Origin of the sequence: Neotabrizicola shimadae, from assembly GCF_019623905.1 — a bacterium.
In the GTDB taxonomy this organism is placed as follows: Bacteria; Pseudomonadota; Alphaproteobacteria; order Rhodobacterales; family Rhodobacteraceae; genus Neotabrizicola; species Neotabrizicola shimadae.
In genome coordinates, this window is sequence record NZ_CP069370.1 from 2117297 (window position 1) to 2136255 (window position 18959).

Genomic DNA, 18959 nt, shown 5'->3' on the forward strand with positions numbered 1-18959 from the left:
GCGGGCAACAGGCAACGGCTACAGCAGAAGGCGCGGGTCGCTGCCCATGTCCAACCCCGGAAAGATCGAGGTCTCCAGCAGCGTCCGGTCAAAGCCGTACATCCCCGCCATGGCCCAGGCCGCCCAGGACCGGATGTCGGTCGTCGGCATCAGGTCGCGCCCGGCGTAAAGCGCACTTTCGTTCAGGCCCGGCCAGGGGCCATAGATCTGCCCGCCCCGGATCGCCCCGCCCGCCAGGATCGAAAGCCCCCCGGTGCCGTGATCCGTGCCCTTGGTGCCATTCTCGCGCACGGTGCGACCGAACTCGGTCATGGTGATCAGCGTGGTCTTGCCCCAGATCTCCTCGCCCAGCCCCTCGCGCAGGCGCAGGATCGTCTGCTGCAACCCCTTCAGCGCGCCGGCAAGGCCAACCGCCTGGTTGGCATGGGTATCCCAGCCGGTCTGCGAAAAGGCCGCGATGCGAGATTCGCCCCTTAACCGCTCGGCGGCGAAATCGGCCAGCTTCTCGTTGTTCGACAGCCGCTTTGCCCCCAGGGGGGCCGCCGCCATCAGGTCATCGTCCAGCTCGTCCGACAGCGTCATCGCCTCTTCCGAGGCATCGCGGAACAAGGGATCGTCGTGATAGACCACCTCCAGGAGCCGCTCGGTCGCGGGCGTGATGCGCAGCCGCAGGTCCGGCGCCCAGTTCCGCGCCGGCGCCGGCCCCTCCAGCAGGGGCAGCGCGTCGCGGCCCACGGCATAGGCGGTTTCCGCCGAAAGCCCCGGCACCGCCTGCAGCATCCGGTTCAGCCAGCCGTCGCGCACCGCGCTCACCGCCACATCGGTGCCGGTCCCCGCCTCCAGGATGTCCTGCCCGTCGAAATGGCTGCGCTTGTCGCGGTAAGGCGTCGAGGTCGCATGGACAAAGCCCAGCTGACCCGCCTGCCACAGCGGCATCAAGCCCGACAGCGCCGGGTTCAGCGCGAAACCACCCGTCAGCGCCCCAGGAGCCTCGCCCAGGTCCGACAGGCCGGGGCGATATTGCGCGTACAGCGGGTCATCCACCGGGATCACCGTGCCCAGCCCGTCCATCGCGCCGCGCAGGATGATCACGACCAGCCGGTTCTCGCCCAGGGTCTTTTCCCCCGCGGCCAGCGTCAGCGTGGTCAGCATCGGATGCGCCGCAACCGAGCAGCCAAGCACTGCCGCACCGCGCAGGAAGAATCGCCGGTTCATCATCTGCCGCCCCCTATCTCCGGTTGAACTCGGGCGAGGCGAGCACCAGCCCGACCCCCTCCCGCACCGATTCCGCCCGCGATACCGCCAGGGTGATCGCCTCACCCGCCCGGTCGCCCAAGACCTCGACGGCCATCGCGCGCGGATCCGGCAAGGGATCGGCCAACCGCTGCGGCAGCGCCATCGACCAGGCGATGCGCGTCGCCAGATGAGCCGGGTTGATCCATTTCTCCGGCTGTTCGGGCCAGCCGTTCGGTCCTGGCGCCTGCTGCCAGGGCTGCCCCATCGCCTGCATCGGCCGCACCACCGTGCGCGCCAGCGTCTTCTGATCCATCGCCATCACATCGGCCCCGGTCACCCCCAGCCCGCGCAGAGCCGCCACAAGGAACTCGGCCGGCTGGCGCACCTTGGCTGCGGTCGGCGCCCAGGCGGCCGGATGGGTCAGGAAGGCTCCATAGACCGCCATCAGGTCGCCCCCGCTGCTGCGCCAGGCGCTGGACATGGCCGCCACCAGATCGGGGTCCGGATCGTCGCTGACGAAATGCACGGCCAGCTTGCGCGAGATGTGTTCGGCCGTCTCGGGGCGCGCCGCAAGGGCCCGCAGCGCCTGGATGATCGGTTCCGTGCCCTTGCCGTCATAGGTCACGCCCAGAACCGTTTCCGCGCCGGGTTCCACCCAGGCCTCGCGAAAGGCAAAGCCGTCCTCGGTCGTCACGGTCAGGCCGGTCAGCAGCTCGGCCATCTGCCGCACGTCGTCCTGCGTGTAGCCGCCGCCCACACCCAGCGTGTGAAGCTCCATCACCTCGCGCGCAAGGTTCTCGTTCAGCCCGCGGCCGTTGCGCTGACCTATGGGAGAGTCAGGGCCGATCGAACGATCCTGATTCAGATAGACCAGCATGGCCGGATGCAGTGTCACCGCCACCAGCATGTCGGCGAAAGCGCCAGAAAGATGCGGGCGGATCGCGTCTTCAACCATGGCGCTCGGCATGGCCGGGGTGCGCTGGTTGGTCGACACGACAGTGAAGTGGTCGGCCCAGAAGGCCACCAGCCGTTCGCGAAAGCCATCCGAAGAATCCAGAGCCCGCGCGACGGCCACCTTCACGCTCCGGTCGCGCAATTCCTGCACGCGGCGGGCGATCTCCTTCGAACTCGCGTCGAAGGCTTCCTTGCTTTCCTTGCCACGGCGCCGCGAGGCATCGAAGAACTGCATCTGCTCCACAGCGGCTTCGGTCGTCAGCCCCGGCCACAGAGCCGGGCCCGGGTCCGGCGCCGCCAGGGCCGCCAGCATCGTCTCGGGTGTGACGGGCGCTCCCTTGGGCAGCGGCAGGCCATATCCGAAACGGAAGGCAACCAGGGTCTCGTTGGTGGGCATCATGGTCTCCCGGTCAACAGGCTGGCAGATATAGGGGATCCCTGCTCGATGTTCGACAGGGTGCGGATCGCAACCCCGTGATCCGCGCGGATTTTCGCGTCTCAGTCGCTATCGAGGCGGAAATCCGCCGGATAGCTGTGAAAGCCGTCAAAGTCCGCCTTGCCGAGGTCCATCCCCGCCTCGCGCAGGGCGGCGTAGCCCATGGTCAGGTGAAAGAAGAAGTTCGGGATCCCGTAAAGGTGCAGGAAGCTCGCCCCGTCCTGTTCCAGCACTGCGAATCCCGCCTCGTGCCGGATCACCCGCTCCTCCGCCCCTTCGAACTCGGCCGGCCGCATCGCCCCCAGAAGTGCGCGCACCACCGCCAGCCGCGGTGCCAGCGCCGCCGGTAGATGCGGCACCTCGCGCCCCGCCAGCGGGCAGGCGACCCGAACCGCAAAGCCCGCAGCCGTGGCAAACTGCTTCCCCGCGGGGAAGGTTTCACCCACCCGCGCCCGCAGAAGCTCGGGTCCTGCCCGCCCGACGATCTCGGTGATCCGCCCCAGGTAATGGCGGAACACGGGCACCGAGGCGGTGTAAAGCGGCGGGGTCAAGTTCATCGGGCCTTTACTTCTGTTCCGGCATTGTTCACCTTGATGCACCTTCCCCGGACACGCAACATGTTGGACATGGGCAACAGCGCGGCACAAGACCTGCAACGGTTTCTCGGCTCTGACCGGTTCGGCTGCGTGCTGGCCGATCCGCCCTGGCGATTCGAGAACCGCACGGGAAAGGTTGCCCCGGAACACAAGCGCCTGTCACGCTATCCGACGCTGACGCTTGACGAAATCTGCGCGCTGCCCGTGGCCGATCATCTGGAAGACCGGGCCCACTGCTACCTCTGGGTGCCCAACGCGCTTCTGCCCGATGGTCTCCGCGTGCTGTCTGCCTGGGGATTCGACTACAAGTCGAACCTGATCTGGCACAAGGAACGCAAGGACGGCGGTTCCGACGGGCGCGGCGTGGGCTTCTACTTCCGCAACGTGACCGAGGTCATCCTGTTCGGCACCCGCGGCAAGAATGCCCGCACCCTCGCCCCCGGCCGGCGCCAGGTGAATTTCCTGTCCACCCGCAAGCGCGAACACTCCCGCAAGCCGGACGAACAGTACGAGCTGATCGAATCCTGCTCCTGGGGGCCATATCTGGAACTCTTCGGTCGCGGCGTGCGCGAGGGCTGGACGGTCTGGGGCAACCAGGCGGACGAGGATTACAAGCCCACCTGGAAAACCTATTCCTATAATTCCGGCCTCGCGGCCGAGTGATCAGCCGAACAAGTCCGGCACAGGGTCCGGTCGCGGGATCGCATCGGCCAGCACGCTTTCCGGCAGGCCGATCAGCAAGAGCGGGCAAGGATTGCCGACGCCGCGGCTGATCCGTTCCTCCAGCTTGGCCCAATGCGTGGTGGCCGCGCCAAACTTGTCGGCCACGAACTTGCGGGCAAAGGCCTCGGCGAAACCTGCCCCTCGGGCCACTTGCCCGGCCACCGCCCGCCGCTGCGCTGCGGTGCGCTCCGATATTCCCAGCCGGTCCAGATCGTCCTCGGATGCCAGCCCGCGCGACTCCATCCAGCCGCGGATGCGCGGCAGCAGCGCCTCCTGCATGGACCGGCCGCGCGTCACGATCACCCCCAGGCTGATCGCCGAAATCGCGTGAAGCCGCTGAAAATTCTCCAGGTCCCGGTCGAAGAACGGATCCTTGTTGTTCCACTCGATCTCCAGCGCCAACCCGCCCTGCGGCGCAAAGCGCACATGGTCCACCTCGTGGCTGATCGCCTCGCGCTCGCGCCCGTCCACGATCACCTGCACGCTGAACTTGTGTTTCCGCCAGCCGGCCTCGGCCAGCGCATGACGCAGCCGCTGCGTCTGGCCACTTTCGCCACCCCCTCCGCCGATCACCTCTTCCAGGCCGATGCGGAAAGTCAGAAGGGCGGCCACCAGGCCGCCCAGCTCGTCAGGAAAGTCGAAGGCCAGGATCGCCTCGGCGTGGTTGCGCGTGGCGACGTCGAACCCGGCCGCGCGCAGGCCCTCCAGCATCACGCCTCCTTCGGCACCACCCGCAGCCGCAGTTCGCGCAGCTGTTCGTTCAGGGGCTCGCTCGGCGCGCCCATGAGCAGATCCTCGGCCCGCTGGTTCATCGGGAACATGATGACCTCGCGGATATTGGTGGTATCGGCCAGCAGCATCACCAGCCGGTCGATGCCCGCCGCGCAGCCGCCGTGGGGGGGCGCACCATATTTGAACGCCTTGACCATCCCGCCAAACCGCTTGTCCACCTCGGAGTTCGGATACCCCGCCAGCTCGAAGGCCCGGTACATGATCTCGGGCTTGTGGTTGCGGATACCGCCCGAAATCACCTCGTAGCCGTTGCAGGCGAGGTCGTACTGATAGGCATAGACCTGCAAGGGATCGCCCATCAGCGCCTCAAGCCCGCCCTGCGGCATCGAGAAGGGGTTGTGGGAAAAGTCGATCTTCCCCTCGTCGGTCTTCTCGTACATCGGGAAGTCGACGATCCAGGCAAAGCGGAAGCAGTCTTGTTCCGTCAGCCCCAACTCCCGCCCGATCTCGTTGCGCGCCCGCCCTGCCACCGGCTCGAACACTTCAGGCTTGCCGCCCAGGAAGAACACGGCGTCACCCTCGGCCAGCCCCAGCTCCACCCGGATCGCCTCGGTCCGCTCATGCCCGATCGCCTTGGCAATCGGCCCGGCCGCCTCGGTCGAGCCATCCTCGGCCTTCCGCCAGAAGATGTACCCCATCCCCGGCAGCCCTTCCTTCTGGGCAAAGGCGTTCATCCGGTCGGCGAACTTGCGGCTGCCCCCGGTCGGCGCCGGGATCGCCCGCACCTCGTTCCCCTCGGTCTCCAGGAGCTTCGCAAAGATCCCAAAGCCCGAGCCGCGGAAATGCTCGCTGACGTCGGCCATCCTGATCGGGTTGCGAAGGTCCGGCTTGTCCGACCCGTACCACTTCAGCGCATCGCGATAGGCAATCCGCGGCCAGTCGGCATGGACCTTCCGGCCACGCCCAAAATGCTCGAACAACCCCTGCAGCACCGGCTGCACCGCACCGAACACGTCATCCTGCGTGACAAAGGACATCTCGATGTCCAACTGATAGAAATCGGTCGGCGACCGGTCAGCGCGCGGGTCCTCGTCGCGGAAGCAGGGCGCGATCTGGAAATAGCGGTCGAAGCCCGCCACCTGGATCAGCTGCTTGAACTGCTGCGGCGCCTGCGGCAGCGCATAGAACTTGCCCGGGTGCAGGCGGCTCGGCACCAGGAAGTCCCGCGCCCCTTCGGGCGACGAGGCCGTGATGATCGGCGTCTGGAACTCGGTGAAGCCCTGCGCCCACATCTTCTCGCGCAGCCAGCGCACCACGTTCGACCGCAGCATCATGTTCTGATGCATGCTGTCGCGCCGCAGGTCCAGGAAGCGGTAGGTCAGCCGGGTTTCCTCGGGGTATTCCACATCGCCGAACACCGGCACCGGCAGGTCGCCCTCGACCGGCCCCAGCACTTCCATCTCCAGCGCATAGACCTCGATCTCGCCCGTGGGGATCTTCGGATTCACCAGCGCGGCATCGCGCGCCTTCACCCGGCCGTCGATGCGGATCACCCATTCCGACCGCACGCTTTCCAGCGCGGCAAAGGCCGCACTGTCGCTGTCGGCCAGCACCTGGGTGATGCCGTAATGGTCGCGCAGGTCGATGAACAGCACGCCGCCATGGTCGCGCACCCGATGCACCCAGCCCGAAAGACGCACGGTCTCTCCCACATGGGTCTTGTTCAGTCCGGCGCAGGTATGGCTGCGATAGGCGTGCATTTGGGTCCCCTCGGGCCGCGGCATCAGTGATCCGCGCCGATACACCGCGCCACAGCCCCCAAGTCAAGGGCGCCGCCCTCCTGCGGCTTCTTCTTTGCCCAAATACCCACCTTCGTCTCGCCTCGGCGCAGGCCGGGGCCTCGCCGGACCGGGTGCGCTCACCCCACCCAAACCGCCGGGGCCAGCCCGCGCAGCGAATTGCCCAGCCACAGCCGCACCCGGCCCAGGTCTTCGGCCATCAGCACCTCTTCCGGCACCGCCATCCCGGCCCGCAGCACCCCCGGCAACAGGCCCGAGGACAAGGGCGGCGTCCGCAGCCCCTGCCCCCGGTCGAAGAAGAGCGTGGTGATGGTCCCGTCGCAGACCTCGCCCCGCTCGTTCAGGAACACCACCTCATCCAGCCCCGGCGCCAGCCCCGCCCGCGCCGCGTCATAAACCGCCCGCCGCGTCGATTTCACCCGCAGCCAGGGGTCGCCCGAAGACAGCCGCGCCCCCGCCATCCCCACGCGCCAGACAGCCAAAGGCGCCGGCACTGCCCCCCGCTCCACCGCCATCTGCCCGCCGCCATCCAGCGTCAACCGCAGCCGCGCCGGCACCCCTGCCTCGCCTCGCGCCAGCGCCGCGAACCGGCTCGCGTCAAACCCCCAGCCAAGCGCCGTCGCTGCCGCCGCCATACGCGTGCCATGCCGGTCCGCCCGGACCGCCCGCGCGCCATCCCACAGAAGCGTCTCGATCAGCTTCAGCTCCGGCGCACTGCCGCCTTCACGAAGCGCGCCTTCCACAGCGCCTCCTCCCATTCGCCTTGCGCCGTCGAGCCATGCACGACCCCGCCACCCACGTTCATCACGATCTCGTCGTCCCAGATCGAAAGCGTCCGGATCGCCACCGAGAAATCGGCCGTGCCATCCGGCGACATCCAGCCCACCGCCCCGCAATAGACGCCGCGGGGCATGGGCTCCACCTCCCGGATGATCTCCATCGCCCGGATCTTCGGCGCACCGGTCACGGACCCGCAGGGAAACAGCGCCGCCATCAGGCCGGGCAGCGACGGCGCTTCGGCAAGTTCGCCCACCACGGTCGAGGTCATCTGATGCACCGTGGCATAGCGTTCCAGTGCAAACAAAGCCGGCACCTTCACGCTGCCCACCCGCGCCAGACGCGAGATGTCGTTGCGCAGAAGGTCCACGATCATCAGATTCTCGGCCCGGTCCTTCACGCTGGCCTGCAAGGCCGCCGCCAGCGCCGCATCGCGCGCCGGGTCCGGGTCGCGCGGCGCCGTGCCCTTCATCGGCCGCGTCACGATCCGCCCGCCCGCCTCCAGCCGGAAGAACAGCTCGGGCGAGCGCGACACCACCGCCGGCCCCACCCCCAGGTCGGCGAATGCGCCGTGCCCCACCGCTCCGGTGCGCCGGAACGCGCCATAAAGCCCTAGCGCCGTGCCAGAGGCCAGCCGCGCCGCCATCGGGAAGGTCAGGTTCACCTGATAGCAGTCGCCCGCCGCAATATAGGCCAGGACCCGCGCCATCGCCGCGTCATAGTCCGCCCGCGCCACCATCGGCTCGGGCGCCGTCATCGCCGACCCGCGCCCCTCTGCCGCCGCCTGCTCCAGCGCCGCGCCCGCAGGCTCAGGCCCGTCGAACAGACCCAGCACCAGAAGCGGTCCGCGCCGCCTCTCGGGCATCAGCCGCGTCAGCTTCGGCTCAAGCGCGTAGCCCGTCTCATAGCCGACCCAGCCCGCCACCCAGGCCCCCGCCCGCCGCGCCGCCTCGGCCCGCTCCAGCGCCGGGCGCACCTCTTCCGGCGTCCCGGCCACGACAAGGCCGCGCGCCTGCCGGAACAGCGCGGGGGTCTCGCCGGGACCATGTTCGACAAGGATCACGCGCCGCTCCCTCTCCTTCCGCCCGACCTAATCCGCCCCGGCCACTCCCGCCAGTCCGTTCCAGTCGCTTCCCCCCGAAAAACCGACCCCTCCCGCGCCGCTTCTTGCGGCGCCCGGCCGGTCACGCCCCGCAAGGCGCCAAGGCCCGCAGCCCGCGTCACCTGCCCATTTTCTGTCCGCAAACATCCTTGGTGGGTGAAGACGCGGGGGCGCAGAGGGGGGCAGAAAGCCCCCCTGCCCCGCCCGTCGCCCGGCCCGACGCTTCCACCCTTGCGCCCCGCCCTTCCATGACTATAAGCGCGGTCAATTTGCGCCGAGGGACCGACCATGCCGAAGAGAACCGACATCTCCTCCATCATGATCATCGGGGCGGGTCCCATCGTCATCGGACAGGCCTGCGAGTTCGACTATTCCGGCGCGCAGGCCTGCAAGGCGCTGCGCGAGGAAGGCTACCGCGTCGTTCTGGTGAACTCGAACCCGGCCACGATCATGACCGATCCGGGCCTGGCCGATGCCACCTATATCGAACCGATCACGCCCGAAGTGGTCGCCAAGATCATCGAAAAGGAACGCCCCGACGCTCTCCTGCCCACCATGGGCGGCCAGACCGGGCTGAACACCGCGCTCGCGCTGGCCGACCTCGGAGTGTTGGAAAAGTTCAACGTCGAGCTGATCGGCGCCAAGCGCGAAGCCATCGAAATGGCAGAAGATCGCAAGCTCTTCCGCGAGGCGATGGACCGCATCGGCCTGGAAAACCCCAAGGCCGCCATCGTCGCCGCGCCCAAGCTCGCCACCGGCAAGTACGACATCGCCGCCGGCCTCGCCGAGGCCCTGCGCGTCCTGCCCGAGGTCGGCCTGCCCGCCATCATCCGCCCCGCCTTCACGCTGGGCGGCACCGGCGGCGGGGTGGCCTACAACCGCGACGACTACGAGGCCATCGTGAAATCCGGCCTCGAGGCTTCTCCCGTGGCCCAGGTCCTCGTCGACGAATCCCTCCTCGGCTGGAAGGAATTCGAGATGGAGGTGGTGCGCGACAAGGCCGACAACGCGATCATCGTCTGCTCGATCGAGAACGTCGATCCGATGGGCGTGCACACCGGCGATTCCATCACCGTCGCCCCCGCGCTGACGCTGACCGACAAGGAATACCAGATCATGCGCAACGGCTCGATCGCCGTGCTGCGCGAGATCGGGGTGGAAACCGGCGGCTCCAACGTGCAATGGGCGATCAACCCGAAGGACGGTCGCATGGTCGTCATCGAGATGAACCCCCGCGTCAGCCGCTCCTCGGCGCTGGCCTCCAAGGCCACCGGCTTCCCCATCGCCAAGATCGCCGCGAAGCTCGCCATCGGCTACACGCTGGACGAACTCGACAACGACATCACCAAGGTCACCCCCGCCAGCTTCGAGCCGTCCATCGACTATGTCGTGACCAAGATCCCCCGCTTCGCCTTCGAGAAGTTCCCAGGAAGCGAACCCTTCCTCACCACCGCGATGAAATCCGTGGGCGAGGCCATGGCCATCGGCCGCACGATCCACGAATCGCTGCAAAAGGCGCTCGCCTCCCTGGAAACCGGCCTCACCGGCTTTGACGAGATCGCCATCCCCGGCGCCCCCGACAAGGCTGCCATCTCCAAGGCCCTCTCCCTCGCCACGCCTGACCGCCTGCGCACCATCGCCCAGGCCATGCGCCACGGGCTGACGAACGACGACATCCAGCACATCACCGCGTTCGACCCCTGGTTCCTCGCCCGCATCCGCGAGATCGTCGATGCCGAGGCCGAAATCCGCCACGACGGCCTGCCGCTCGATGAAAAGGGCCTGCGCAAGCTCAAGATGATGGGCTTCACCGACGCCCGCCTGGCAAAGCTAACCGGCCGCGACGAAGCCCAGGTCCGCCGCGCCCGCCGCAACCTTGGCGTCACCGCCGTCTTCAAGCGCATCGACACCTGCGCCGCCGAGTTCGAGGCGCAGACACCTTACATGTATTCCACCTACGAAGCCCCCGCGATGGGTGACGTCGAATGCGAATCCCGCCCCAGCAAGGCGAAGAAGGTCGTCATCCTCGGCGGCGGCCCCAACCGCATCGGCCAGGGCATCGAGTTCGACTACTGCTGCTGCCACGCCTGCTTTGCGCTGACCGAAGCCGGCTACGAGACCATCATGGTCAACTGCAACCCCGAGACGGTCTCCACCGACTACGACACCTCGGACCGGCTCTATTTCGAACCGCTGACCCTGGAACATGTCCTGGAAATCCTGCGGGTCGAGCAGGAGAACGGCACGCTGCACGGCGTCATCGTCCAGTTCGGCGGCCAGACGCCGCTGAAACTCGCCCAGGCCCTGGCGCATGAAGGCATCCCGATCCTCGGCACCACCCCCGATGCCATCGACCTGGCCGAAGACCGCGAACGCTTCCAGAAGCTCCTGAACGACCTTGGCCTGAAACAGCCGGTCAACGGCATCGCCACCAGCCGCGATCAGGCCTTCGCCATCGCCGCCCGCGTGGGCTACCCGCTGGTGATCCGCCCCTCCTATGTCCTTGGCGGCCGCGCCATGGAAATCGTGCGCGACGATGCCCAGCTCGACCGCTACATCGCCACCGCCGTGCAGGTCTCGGGCACCAGCCCCGTGCTCCTCGACAGCTACCTCTCCGGCGCGGTCGAGGTGGACGTGGATGCCCTCTCCGACGGCGAAAACGTCCATGTCGCGGGCATCATGGAACATATCGAGGAAGCCGGCGTCCATTCCGGCGACTCTGCCTGCTGCCTGCCGCCCCACCAGCTTTCGTCCGAGACGGTGGAAGAGCTGAAGCGCCAGACCGTGCAGATGGCCCGCGCCCTGCATGTCGTGGGCCTGATGAACGTGCAGTTCGCCATCAAGGACGGCGTGATCTACGTCCTGGAAGTGAACCCCCGCGCGTCCCGCACCGTGCCCTTCGTCGCCAAGGCAACCGACTCGGCCATCGCCTCCATCGCCGCGCGGCTCATGGCGGGCGAAAAGCTCTCCGCCTTCCCCGAACGCCCGCCCTACCCTGCCAATGTCGGCCCCGACAGCCCGCTGCCTCTGGCCGATCCGCTGACGCTCGCCAACCCGAACACCCCCTGGTTCTCGGTGAAAGAGGCGGTCATGCCCTTCGCCCGCTTCCCCGGCGTCGACCCCCTGCTCGGGCCGGAAATGCGCTCCACCGGAGAGGTCATGGGCTGGGACCGCACCTTCCCCCTCGCCTTCCTCAAAGCGCAGATGGGCGCCGGTATGTCCCTGCCCGAAGAAGGCCGCGTGTTCCTGTCGGTCAAGGACAGCGACAAGTCGCAGGCCCTGGCCGATGCCGCGCGCGACCTTGCCGCCATGGGCTTCCAGATCGTCGCCACCCGCGGCACCGCCACCTGGCTAACCCAGCACGGCGTGGCCTCCGAAGGCGTGGCCAAGGTCTATGAAGGCCGCCCCAACATCGTGGACCGGCTGAAGAACGGCGACGTCGCCCTGGTGATGAACACCACCGAAGGCGCCCAGGCCATCAGTGACAGCCGCGACATCCGCCGCGTCGCGCTGATGGACAAGATCCCCTACTTCACCACCGCCGCCGCCAGCATCGCCGCCGTGGCCGCGATGAAGGCACGGGGCGAGGGCTATGGCGTAAGGACGCTGCAGGGGTGATGCGACCGACCACCTGATCGACCGACGCAGCGCCGCATCCGGCGGCCGAGGCTGATGCCAGTCTCTGATCTAGGTCATTGCGGGTCATAGGCAATTGGTTTGGTCTTCCTCCCTGTAGACGGAAGAGGTGACGCCATGGGCAAATGCTGCTCGTCCGCGTTGTCGCGGATCGTGTTCCTGATGCTGCTCGCTGCGACATCCTGCCGAACGGAAGAGGGGCCCGAGGCTCTTTTCCATGAGGCAAAGGTTGCATGGGACGCGACGCAGGCAGCTGAAGCAGATGACCCACAATCAATCGTAAGGCGCTGGGAAGCGCTTGCGCTTGCGAATGACAGGCTCCGATTGATCCAGTCCAGTTACCCGGATTCGAGCCTCGCGGTCGACCTCAGAAACGGCCGCGCATCTGGTGGGCCATCGATCCAGGATGTCAGTGACGGCCTGCACGAGGCTTCATCAGAAATCGGGGAGTGCCAATCCTGTCAGTCCCTGCTGTTGGCGGCGGAAGCGAGAAGCATCCGCAATGACTACGATAGATTTCTGGCCCTATTGACCGTGGCAGAATACTTCAGGGATGTCAATTTGGTCACCGAGGCGTATTCCATCGCGCTCGGAATTCATGGCGTCCTTGATGCGTCCGATGATCATGATCGGGCGTTGAGACAATTTGCGTTGGGCGCGGCGAAGGCAGGGTTTCCCGATTTGTCGTACTCAGCTCTTGATTCTCTTGACAATCAGGCATTCCGCGGCGCGGTTCTATGCGACATTGCAGCGGCACAAGCCGAGATCGGTCAAATCGACGAAGCGTTGTCGACATTGGACCTCGCGAGAAGCCAGCATATGCTCTTTCCGAACAAGGACTCCTTTCCGTCTGACGTTCCTGAACTGGCCGCAAAAGCAGCGATCGCCGTGGCCATGGCACGCAGCAGTCGATATGACGACGCAGTTCAGATACTGCAAACGATCCATGACAGCTTTCTGCGAAATAGAGCGACACTCGAGATTTCAATACTGATAATTGAGGATGGGAACTGGAAAGCCGCATCGGATCTGATTGCCCCAGTCCCGGACTCGTTCGAAACACATGACCATAGCGTGAGCAAGGCTGAAGTAGTTGAACGAATAGTTGCGTCACAAATCGAAGCAGGTCAGGTCGCGAATGCGTTTGAGACTATTGCATCCATTCCGGACGCTTCTGCAAGGGTCCAGGCGCTCGGGGCGGCGGCTGTAGCGCAGGCAGGAAGCGGAGCGTTTGATGAGGCGATGACGACCGCGAACATGATAGAGGACTGGTATCGTCCTGTGGTGCTGTCGAGGCTCGCAATGGTTCAGGCCGAAGCCGGTCATATCGATTCGGCTCTGCAATTGATCTCGACTGTGCAAGACACAGGGATCGATCCTCGCAACTCGGTAGCTGTACCGGCTTGGGATGAACGCCCGAAAGCTTATCGGCTTATTTCAGCCGCACAAGCGCGATCGGGTGATTGGGCTGCAGCGTTGGCCACGGCGCGGTCAATTCGAGACGAATGGCCCTTGAGCGAGAGGATCGGGGCGCTTATCCAGCTGGCCAAAATGCGATCGGATCCTGAGATCTTCGCGGAGGCATTTGCGTATGCAAGCGCAGCGCGCGAAAGGATCGCAATGGATATGGTCCTCCAGGGAGAGGCTGAAACTGGATTCTGGCTTGATGCCTTGGCGAAGCTGCGTTTTGACTATGCGCGCGTGTTTCCGCACCGGGACAACAGGACGTCGTCTTCGGACACATATCAAGCCCTGCGGGCGATAATTGAGGGAATGTCACACCAATAACGGGTTGTCAGCACAAGCTGTTACACATGAGGCGGCATGAGAGCGCAAGTCGAAGTTCACCCCGACTATCCCCCCTCACCCGCCCACCTTGATCACATCGAACACCGATCCGTCCGCCCCGGCGACACAGCTCCACCGCTCTCCCCCTGCGGAAAGCGTGACCTGCCGCCCCACATGAGTCAGCTGCGACGACAGCACCATCACTTCGGCGCTGCCCGTCGCCTGCGCGACCGCGGCCTTGCAGGCGGCCTCGCCTTCGGCCTGCCCTGCCCCAGCGAATGATGTCACCGGCGGCTGACCCTGCCCCGGCCCCGCCTGATCCGCCGTTGCCGCCGGAACGCAGCCGCCCAGGGCCGCCGCGCCTGCCATTGTCCAAATCCACGACCGCATCAAAGCCCCCCCGCCGTCCCGGCCGGTCAGCTCCGGCCATGTCCAGCGTGGCACCGGCGCAGTGGCTCCGCAACTGCTGCAGCGCCCCGCCCCGGCGCGGGCCAGGCACTCGGCCCATTGTCATACCCGTGTTACACTTCCATGCATGTGGACCCGACTCACCCTTTGCCTGGCACTTCTGCCCCTGCCCGTTCAGGCGGAAAGCCCGATTGCCGAGGTGATCTGCGCCCCGCGCGCGCAGATGGTGGCGCGGCTCAGCCGGCTTTACGGCCCGCAACCTGCCGCTTCCGGCCTGCGCGACACCGATACGGTGGTGGAGGTCTGGGCCTCGCCGCGAGGCGACTGGACACTCGTGCAGTCTAACGCCAACGGTCAGGCCTGCATCCTTGCCATGGGCGAGGCCTGGGATGCGGCAGCACCGCAATTGCCCGGATGAATCAGCCGCGCCGGAATGGCGAAAGGCGGCAGGAGCCGAGTGTCCTGCCGCCTCCCGCTGGAACGGATGCGCCGCACTGCATCCGCTGGGGGTTCCATCGGGCCCGAAAGCCGGGTCAGGGCTAGAGACGGCCCTCGTCGGTCAGCGACATGATCCCATCGGTCGAGCCGTCGGAATAGGCGATGCAGCGCCATTGCGCACGGTCGGGTCCGACGCCCACGATCACCTCGGTTCCAGCCTGCGAGAAGGTGGACGACAGCAGGGCAACATCGCCGTTGTTCGTCGTCGCCGACACCGCCGCCAGACAGGCCTGCTCTGCCGGCCCCGGCGCGGCCACCCCGGTATCATCCACACAGGCCCCAAGGGCAGTCAGTGCCAACAGGGCGACAACCAGCTTTTTCATCGTCGTGTTTCCCTTCCGCCCTCGCAGGTTCCGCGGGGTCGACGGTGAGTCTGCCAGTGCCGATGCGGGTCCGCTATCCGGAACGCGAAATGTGCTACGGAAGCCCGAGGCTCGGACAATTCTTAAGTCCAAGTTAAGACGCGCGCGCAACCCATTGATACTGCTTGTCCGAGCCAAGCGTCCGAGCTCGGACGCTCAGCTCCAGCGGATCACGGCCTCGGCCGGGCGCGACCCCTCGATCACCCGCCGGATATTGGGCAGGTCGTTGCCCTCGATCCAGGCCCGCGCCGCCGCCGGCGTCTTGCCATGGGTCGCCCACCGCTCCATCAGCCGGCGCACCAGCTCGGCCTCGGGCACCTCCAGCATCACCGTCAGGTCGAACCGCCCCGCAGCCTCGGCCCACCGCCCCTCGTCCAGAAGCAGCCAGTTCCCCTCGACCACCAGGATCCGGTCCGAAGGCATCACCACATCCGCCGCCGCCCGGGAAATCTCGATGCTCCGGTCGAAGATCGGGATCGCCACCTCCTCCTCGTCCCGCAGCCGGTCCAACAGATGCAGGAACCCCGCCACGTCAAAGGTCTCCGGCGCCCCCTTCCGGTGCCTGAGCCCCCGGGCATTCAGGACGATATCGTCGTAGTGGAACCCGTCCATCGGCACCACCCGCGCCCCCGGCCCCAGCTCGGCTACCACAGCCGCCGCCAGCGTGGACTTCCCCGCGCCAGGCGGGCCGGCCAGCCCCACAAGGAAACGCCCGGGCAGCTCTGCTGCCCGGGCCTTGATCATCGCGGCCAGATCGCCGGGGCTCATGCCGCCTCGACCCCTTCCGGCGCCTTGGCCCCCGTCATGAAGGCCACCGCGTCGGACATGGTATAGTCCTGCGGCTTGATCACGCAGAGCCGGCGGCCCAGCCGGTGGATGTGGATTCGGTCAGCCACCTCGAAGACGTGAGGCATATTGTGGCTGATCAGGATGATCGGGATCCCGCGCGAGCGGACGTCGCGGATCAGCTCCAGCACCCGGCGGCTTTCCTTGACGCCAAGCGCCGCTGTGGGCTCGTCCAGGATCACGACCTTCGACCCGAACGCCGCCGCCCGCGCCACCGCCACCCCCTGGCGCTGGCCGCCCGAAAGGGTCTCCACCGCCTGGTTGATGTTCTGGATCGTCATCAGCCCCAGTTCGTTCAGCTTGGCCCGCGCGAACTTTTCCATCGCCGGCCGGTCAAGTTGCCGGAACAGCTGGCCCATGAGGCCCGGCTTCCGCAACTCGCGCCCCATGAACATGTTGTCTGCAATCGACAGCGCGGGCGACATGGCAAGGGTCTGGTACACCGTCTCGATGCCCGCGCCACGGGCTTCTAGCGGGGTCCTGAAGGCTATCTCCTTACCGTCCAGCCAGATTTGCCCCTCGTCGGGCACAACCGCCCCCGAGATCGCCTTGATGAGGGTCGACTTGCCCGCGCCGTTGTCGCCGATCACCGCGAGGATTTCCCCCGGCATCAGGTCGAAATCGCAGTTGTCCAGCGCGGTGACCTTTCCGTAGCGCTTGTACAGGCCCCGGCCCTTGAGGATGGGTTCCACTGACACTTGAGCGTTCATCCCGAAACCTTTCTGATCCACTGGTCAACGGCGACCGCGAAGATGATGAGCACGCCGATCAGGAAGAAGGTCCATTGCGGATCGGTCCCGACCATCTTGAGGCCCATTTCGAAGACGCCGACGATCAGCGCCCCGAAGAACATGCCGACAATCGACCCCCGACCGCCGAACAATGAGATGCCCCCGATCACCACGGCTGTGATGGACTGGATGTTGCCCAGAACCCCGGTCGAGGCAGACGGCGAGACCGAACCGAAGCGGCCGATCATCACCCAGCCGGCGATGGCGCAGAAGAAGCCGGCCAGCGCATAGACCTGGATCAACACTTTGTCACGCTGCACACCGGCCAGCTGCGCCGCCTCGGGGTCGTCGCCCACGGCATAGACATGGCGGCCCCATGCGGTCTGACGCAGCACGTAGGCCATGATCGCCACCAGAACGATCAGGAGGAACACGGCATACAGCACCTTCACCCCGCCGGGCTGGATCGACTGTCCCCAGAACTGCAGCGCGGGGGCGACCTTTTCGATGTCGGCCGAGCGGATCGTCTCGTTGGCCGAGAAGATGTAGTTTGACGACAGGATGATCTGCCAGGTGCCAAGCGTCACGATGAACGGCGGCAGTTTCATCTTGGCGACCAGCCAGCCGTTGATGCCCCCCATCAGCGTGCCGAAGGCAAGACCGAGGACGATGGAGACCTCGGCCGGCAGGCCGTAGCGGAAGGTGAACTGCCCCATCAGCACCGACGAAAATACCGCGATGGCACCGACCGACAGGTCGATGCCCGCCGTAAGGATGACGATGGTCTGCGCGCAGCCGATGATGCCGACGATAGCGATCTGCTGCAGGATGGTGGACAGCGTCACCGCCTTGAAGAAGTTCGGCGAAAGGAAGCCGAATATCACCAGAGCGACGATCAGAACGATCAGCGGCACGGCCGAAGGTGTCTGGTGCAGCCAGTGCTGGATGGACTTGAGCGCGGTTCGCTCTTCGTGGAATTCCGCGACCTTTTCGGATGCGCCTTTCAGGCCCTCTTCGAACGAGGTCGCTGCCTTCGGATCGGCAGCCATGCTTCCCCTCCCGTTTCGCGCCCTTCCCGGGCGGCAGTTATGACAAGGGCGGCGCAAAGGCCGCCCCTGCCGGGTCATGTTGGGTCAAGCGACCCGCCAAATCAACGCTGGCGAGGGATCAGCCCCAGCACAGCTCCATGCCCTTGGCGGTGTCGATCGAGGGCACGCCTTCGACCGGCTTGTCGGTGATGAGCGCGACGCCCGTGTCGAAGAAGGCCTTGCCTTCGGTCGGGGCCGGCTTCGTGCCATCCTTGGCGAAGGCCGCAATCGCTTCGATGCCAAGCGAGGCCATCAGCAGCGGGTATTGCTGCGAGGTGGCGCCGATGACGCCGTCCTTGACGTTCTGCACGCCGGGGCAGCCGCCGTCGACCGAGACGATCAGCACGTCCTTTTCACGACCCACGGCCTTGAGCGCCTCGTAGGCGCCAGCGGCCGAGGGTTCGTTGATCGTGTAGACGACGTTGATTTCCGGGTCCTTGGCGAGGAGCGTTTCCATCGCCTTCAGGCCGCCCTCTTCGTTGCCGGCGGTGACTTCGTTGCCGATGATGCGGGCGTCTTCTTCGTCGCCCCACTTGTTGATGTCCTTGGTGTCGATGCCGAAGCCCGTCAGGAAGCCCTGGTCGCGCAGCACGTCCACCGAGGGCTGAGAGATGGCAAGGTCCAGCATCGCGATCTTGGCGTTGGCCGCGGCATCACCCATCGTCGCCTTGGCCCACTGGCCGATCAGCAGGCCGGCGGCAAAGTTGTCGGTCGCGAAGGTCGCGTCCGCAGCGTCGATCGGGTCCAGAGGCGTATCGAGGGCGATCACCAGGACACCTGCGTCACGGGCGGCCTTGACCGAGTCGACGATGGCCTTGGTGTCCGAAGCGGTGAGCAGGATGCCCTTCGCGCCATCGGCCACACAGGCCTCGATGGCCGCGACCTGAGATTCATGGTCACCGTCGATCTTGCCGGCATAGGTCTTGAGGTTGATCCCCAGCTCGCCGGCCTTGGCCGTCGCGCCTTCCTTCATCTTCACGAAGAAGGGGTTGGTGTCGGTCTTGGTGATGAGGCAGGCCGTCACATCCTGCGCGAAGCTCGGCACAGCCGAGATCAGCGCAAGCGCGGCAGAGCCCAGAAGGGCCTTGGTCGAAAGCTTCATCGTGTTCCTCCCACGGAATCAGGGGGTTCGTTCCCCCGGTTGAAAAGCTGTCCGCAGCCGATCCTCCCGCTGCGATGTCCTTAGAAAAGCCGATTCGCCCACCTGCGTCAACATAAATAAATCAGTCTGATTTAATATTGACAGA

Annotated in this window: 17 protein-coding genes; 4 read left to right on the forward strand and 13 right to left on the reverse strand. The window is 66.2% G+C overall.

The genetic code is table 11. The features are described 5' to 3' along the window. Positions 1–18 precede the first annotated feature (18 nt). The 3 genes from JO391_RS10230 to JO391_RS10240 form a co-directional block, all read right to left on the reverse strand. The gene (locus JO391_RS10230) at positions 19–1218 is read right to left on the reverse strand and encodes a DUF1501 domain-containing protein (RefSeq protein WP_310795033.1); all 1200 of its coding nucleotides are present in this window, start codon (positions 1216–1218) and stop codon (positions 19–21) included. Between the two features lie 10 nt (positions 1219–1228). Then, positions 1229–2590 (reverse strand): DUF1800 domain-containing protein, encoded by a 1362-nt coding sequence (locus JO391_RS10235; RefSeq protein WP_220660398.1) that lies wholly within the window; start codon positions 2588–2590, stop codon positions 1229–1231. Between the two features lie 98 nt (positions 2591–2688). Further along, the gene (locus JO391_RS10240; RefSeq protein WP_220660399.1) at positions 2689–3183 is read right to left on the reverse strand and encodes a DUF1993 family protein; all 495 of its coding nucleotides are present in this window, start codon (positions 3181–3183) and stop codon (positions 2689–2691) included. A 69-nt stretch (positions 3184–3252) separates the two neighbouring features. On the opposite strand from JO391_RS10240, the gene JO391_RS10245 reads away from it, so the two are divergent. Further along, a complete protein-coding gene (locus JO391_RS10245; protein WP_220664522.1) occupies positions 3253–3885 on the forward strand; it encodes an MT-A70 family methyltransferase in 633 nt (210 codons plus the stop codon). On the opposite strand, the gene JO391_RS10250 is transcribed toward JO391_RS10245, so the two are convergent. The 4 genes from JO391_RS10250 to JO391_RS10265 form a co-directional block, all read right to left on the reverse strand. Next, the gene (locus tag JO391_RS10250) at positions 3886–4656 is read right to left on the reverse strand and encodes a BglII/BstYI family type II restriction endonuclease (RefSeq protein ID WP_220660400.1); all 771 of its coding nucleotides are present in this window, start codon (positions 4654–4656) and stop codon (positions 3886–3888) included. It abuts the gene before it with no gap. Beyond that, positions 4656–6437 carry an aspartate--tRNA ligase gene (aspS, locus tag JO391_RS10255; protein WP_220660401.1) on the reverse strand — a complete coding sequence of 594 codons (1782 nt, stop codon included), beginning with the start codon at positions 6435–6437 and terminating at the stop codon, positions 4656–4658. The genes JO391_RS10250 and aspS overlap by 1 nt, the downstream gene beginning before the upstream one ends. Positions 6438–6595: 158 nt before the next feature. Next, on the reverse strand, positions 6596–7219 hold the full coding sequence (locus tag JO391_RS10260) for an aminotransferase class IV (protein ID WP_375155658.1): 624 nt from the start codon (positions 7217–7219) through the stop codon (positions 6596–6598). Further along, positions 7177–8316, reverse strand: a complete 1140-nt coding sequence (locus tag JO391_RS10265; RefSeq protein ID WP_220660403.1) for an aminodeoxychorismate synthase component I — start codon at positions 8314–8316, stop codon at positions 7177–7179. Before JO391_RS10265 ends, JO391_RS10260 begins: the two co-directional genes overlap by 43 nt. A 327-nt stretch (positions 8317–8643) precedes the next feature. Between JO391_RS10265 and carB the strand changes: the two genes are divergently transcribed. Then, entirely contained in the window at positions 8644–11973 is a 3330-nt protein-coding gene (gene carB / locus JO391_RS10270) for a carbamoyl-phosphate synthase large subunit (protein ID WP_220660404.1), read from the forward strand. 135 nt (positions 11974–12108) lie between these two features. Next, positions 12109–13779, forward strand: coding sequence for a hypothetical protein (locus tag JO391_RS10275; protein WP_220660405.1), 1671 nt, complete (start codon positions 12109–12111; stop codon positions 13777–13779). A gap of 75 nt (positions 13780–13854) precedes the next feature. Here JO391_RS10275 and JO391_RS10280 read toward each other — a convergent pair whose 3' ends face one another. Continuing rightward, positions 13855–14169 (reverse strand): hypothetical protein, encoded by a 315-nt coding sequence (locus JO391_RS10280; protein WP_220660406.1) that lies wholly within the window; start codon positions 14167–14169, stop codon positions 13855–13857. A 145-nt stretch (positions 14170–14314) separates the two neighbouring features. On the opposite strand from JO391_RS10280, the gene JO391_RS10285 reads away from it, so the two are divergent. After that, the gene (locus JO391_RS10285; RefSeq protein WP_220660407.1) at positions 14315–14605 is read left to right on the forward strand and encodes a hypothetical protein; all 291 of its coding nucleotides are present in this window, start codon (positions 14315–14317) and stop codon (positions 14603–14605) included. A gap of 121 nt (positions 14606–14726) precedes the next feature. Here the strand turns inward: JO391_RS10285 and JO391_RS10290 are convergent, their stop codons facing one another. The 5 genes from JO391_RS10290 to JO391_RS10310 form a co-directional block, all read right to left on the reverse strand. Next, positions 14727–15008, reverse strand: coding sequence for a hypothetical protein (locus JO391_RS10290; protein ID WP_220660408.1), 282 nt, complete (start codon positions 15006–15008; stop codon positions 14727–14729). A 195-nt stretch (positions 15009–15203) separates the two neighbouring features. Further along, positions 15204–15815: a nucleoside triphosphate hydrolase gene (locus tag JO391_RS10295; protein ID WP_220660409.1), complete on the reverse strand. Its 612-nt coding sequence runs from the start codon at positions 15813–15815 to the stop codon at positions 15204–15206. Further along, a complete protein-coding gene (locus JO391_RS10300; RefSeq protein ID WP_220664523.1) occupies positions 15812–16585 on the reverse strand; it encodes an ATP-binding cassette domain-containing protein in 774 nt (257 codons plus the stop codon). Before JO391_RS10300 ends, JO391_RS10295 begins: the two co-directional genes overlap by 4 nt. A 14-nt stretch (positions 16586–16599) precedes the next feature. After that, positions 16600–17673: an ABC transporter permease gene (locus JO391_RS10305; RefSeq protein ID WP_220660410.1), complete on the reverse strand. Its 1074-nt coding sequence runs from the start codon at positions 17671–17673 to the stop codon at positions 16600–16602. Between the two features lie 118 nt (positions 17674–17791). Continuing rightward, positions 17792–18814, reverse strand: coding sequence for a sugar ABC transporter substrate-binding protein (locus JO391_RS10310; RefSeq protein WP_220660411.1), 1023 nt, complete (start codon positions 18812–18814; stop codon positions 17792–17794). Positions 18815–18959: the final 145 nt, after the last annotated feature.

What these genes read in the sequence shown, in the direction of transcription:
- JO391_RS10230 (WP_310795033.1), bottom strand. Translation starts at nt 1,218, where the DNA reads ATGATGAACCGGCGATTCTTCCTGCGCGGTGCGGCAGTGCTTGGCTGC.
- JO391_RS10235 (WP_220660398.1), bottom strand. Translation starts at nt 2,590, where the DNA reads ATGATGCCCACCAACGAGACCCTGGTTGCCTTCCGTTTCGGATATGGC.
- JO391_RS10240 (WP_220660399.1), bottom strand. Translation starts at nt 3,183, where the DNA reads ATGAACTTGACCCCGCCGCTTTACACCGCCTCGGTGCCCGTGTTCCGC.
- JO391_RS10245 (WP_220664522.1), top strand. Translation starts at nt 3,253, where the DNA reads ATGGGCAACAGCGCGGCACAAGACCTGCAACGGTTTCTCGGCTCTGAC.
- JO391_RS10250 (WP_220660400.1), bottom strand. Translation starts at nt 4,656, where the DNA reads ATGCTGGAGGGCCTGCGCGCGGCCGGGTTCGACGTCGCCACGCGCAAC.
- aspS (WP_220660401.1), bottom strand. Translation starts at nt 6,437, where the DNA reads ATGCACGCCTATCGCAGCCATACCTGCGCCGGACTGAACAAGACCCAT.
- carB (WP_220660404.1), top strand. Translation starts at nt 8,644, where the DNA reads ATGCCGAAGAGAACCGACATCTCCTCCATCATGATCATCGGGGCGGGT.
- JO391_RS10275 (WP_220660405.1), top strand. Translation starts at nt 12,109, where the DNA reads ATGGGCAAATGCTGCTCGTCCGCGTTGTCGCGGATCGTGTTCCTGATG.
- JO391_RS10280 (WP_220660406.1), bottom strand. Translation starts at nt 14,169, where the DNA reads ATGCGGTCGTGGATTTGGACAATGGCAGGCGCGGCGGCCCTGGGCGGC.
- JO391_RS10285 (WP_220660407.1), top strand. Translation starts at nt 14,315, where the DNA reads ATGTGGACCCGACTCACCCTTTGCCTGGCACTTCTGCCCCTGCCCGTT.
- JO391_RS10290 (WP_220660408.1), bottom strand. Translation starts at nt 15,008, where the DNA reads ATGAAAAAGCTGGTTGTCGCCCTGTTGGCACTGACTGCCCTTGGGGCC.
- JO391_RS10295 (WP_220660409.1), bottom strand. Translation starts at nt 15,815, where the DNA reads ATGAGCCCCGGCGATCTGGCCGCGATGATCAAGGCCCGGGCAGCAGAG.
- JO391_RS10305 (WP_220660410.1), bottom strand. Translation starts at nt 17,673, where the DNA reads ATGGCTGCCGATCCGAAGGCAGCGACCTCGTTCGAAGAGGGCCTGAAA.
- JO391_RS10310 (WP_220660411.1), bottom strand. Translation starts at nt 18,814, where the DNA reads ATGAAGCTTTCGACCAAGGCCCTTCTGGGCTCTGCCGCGCTTGCGCTG.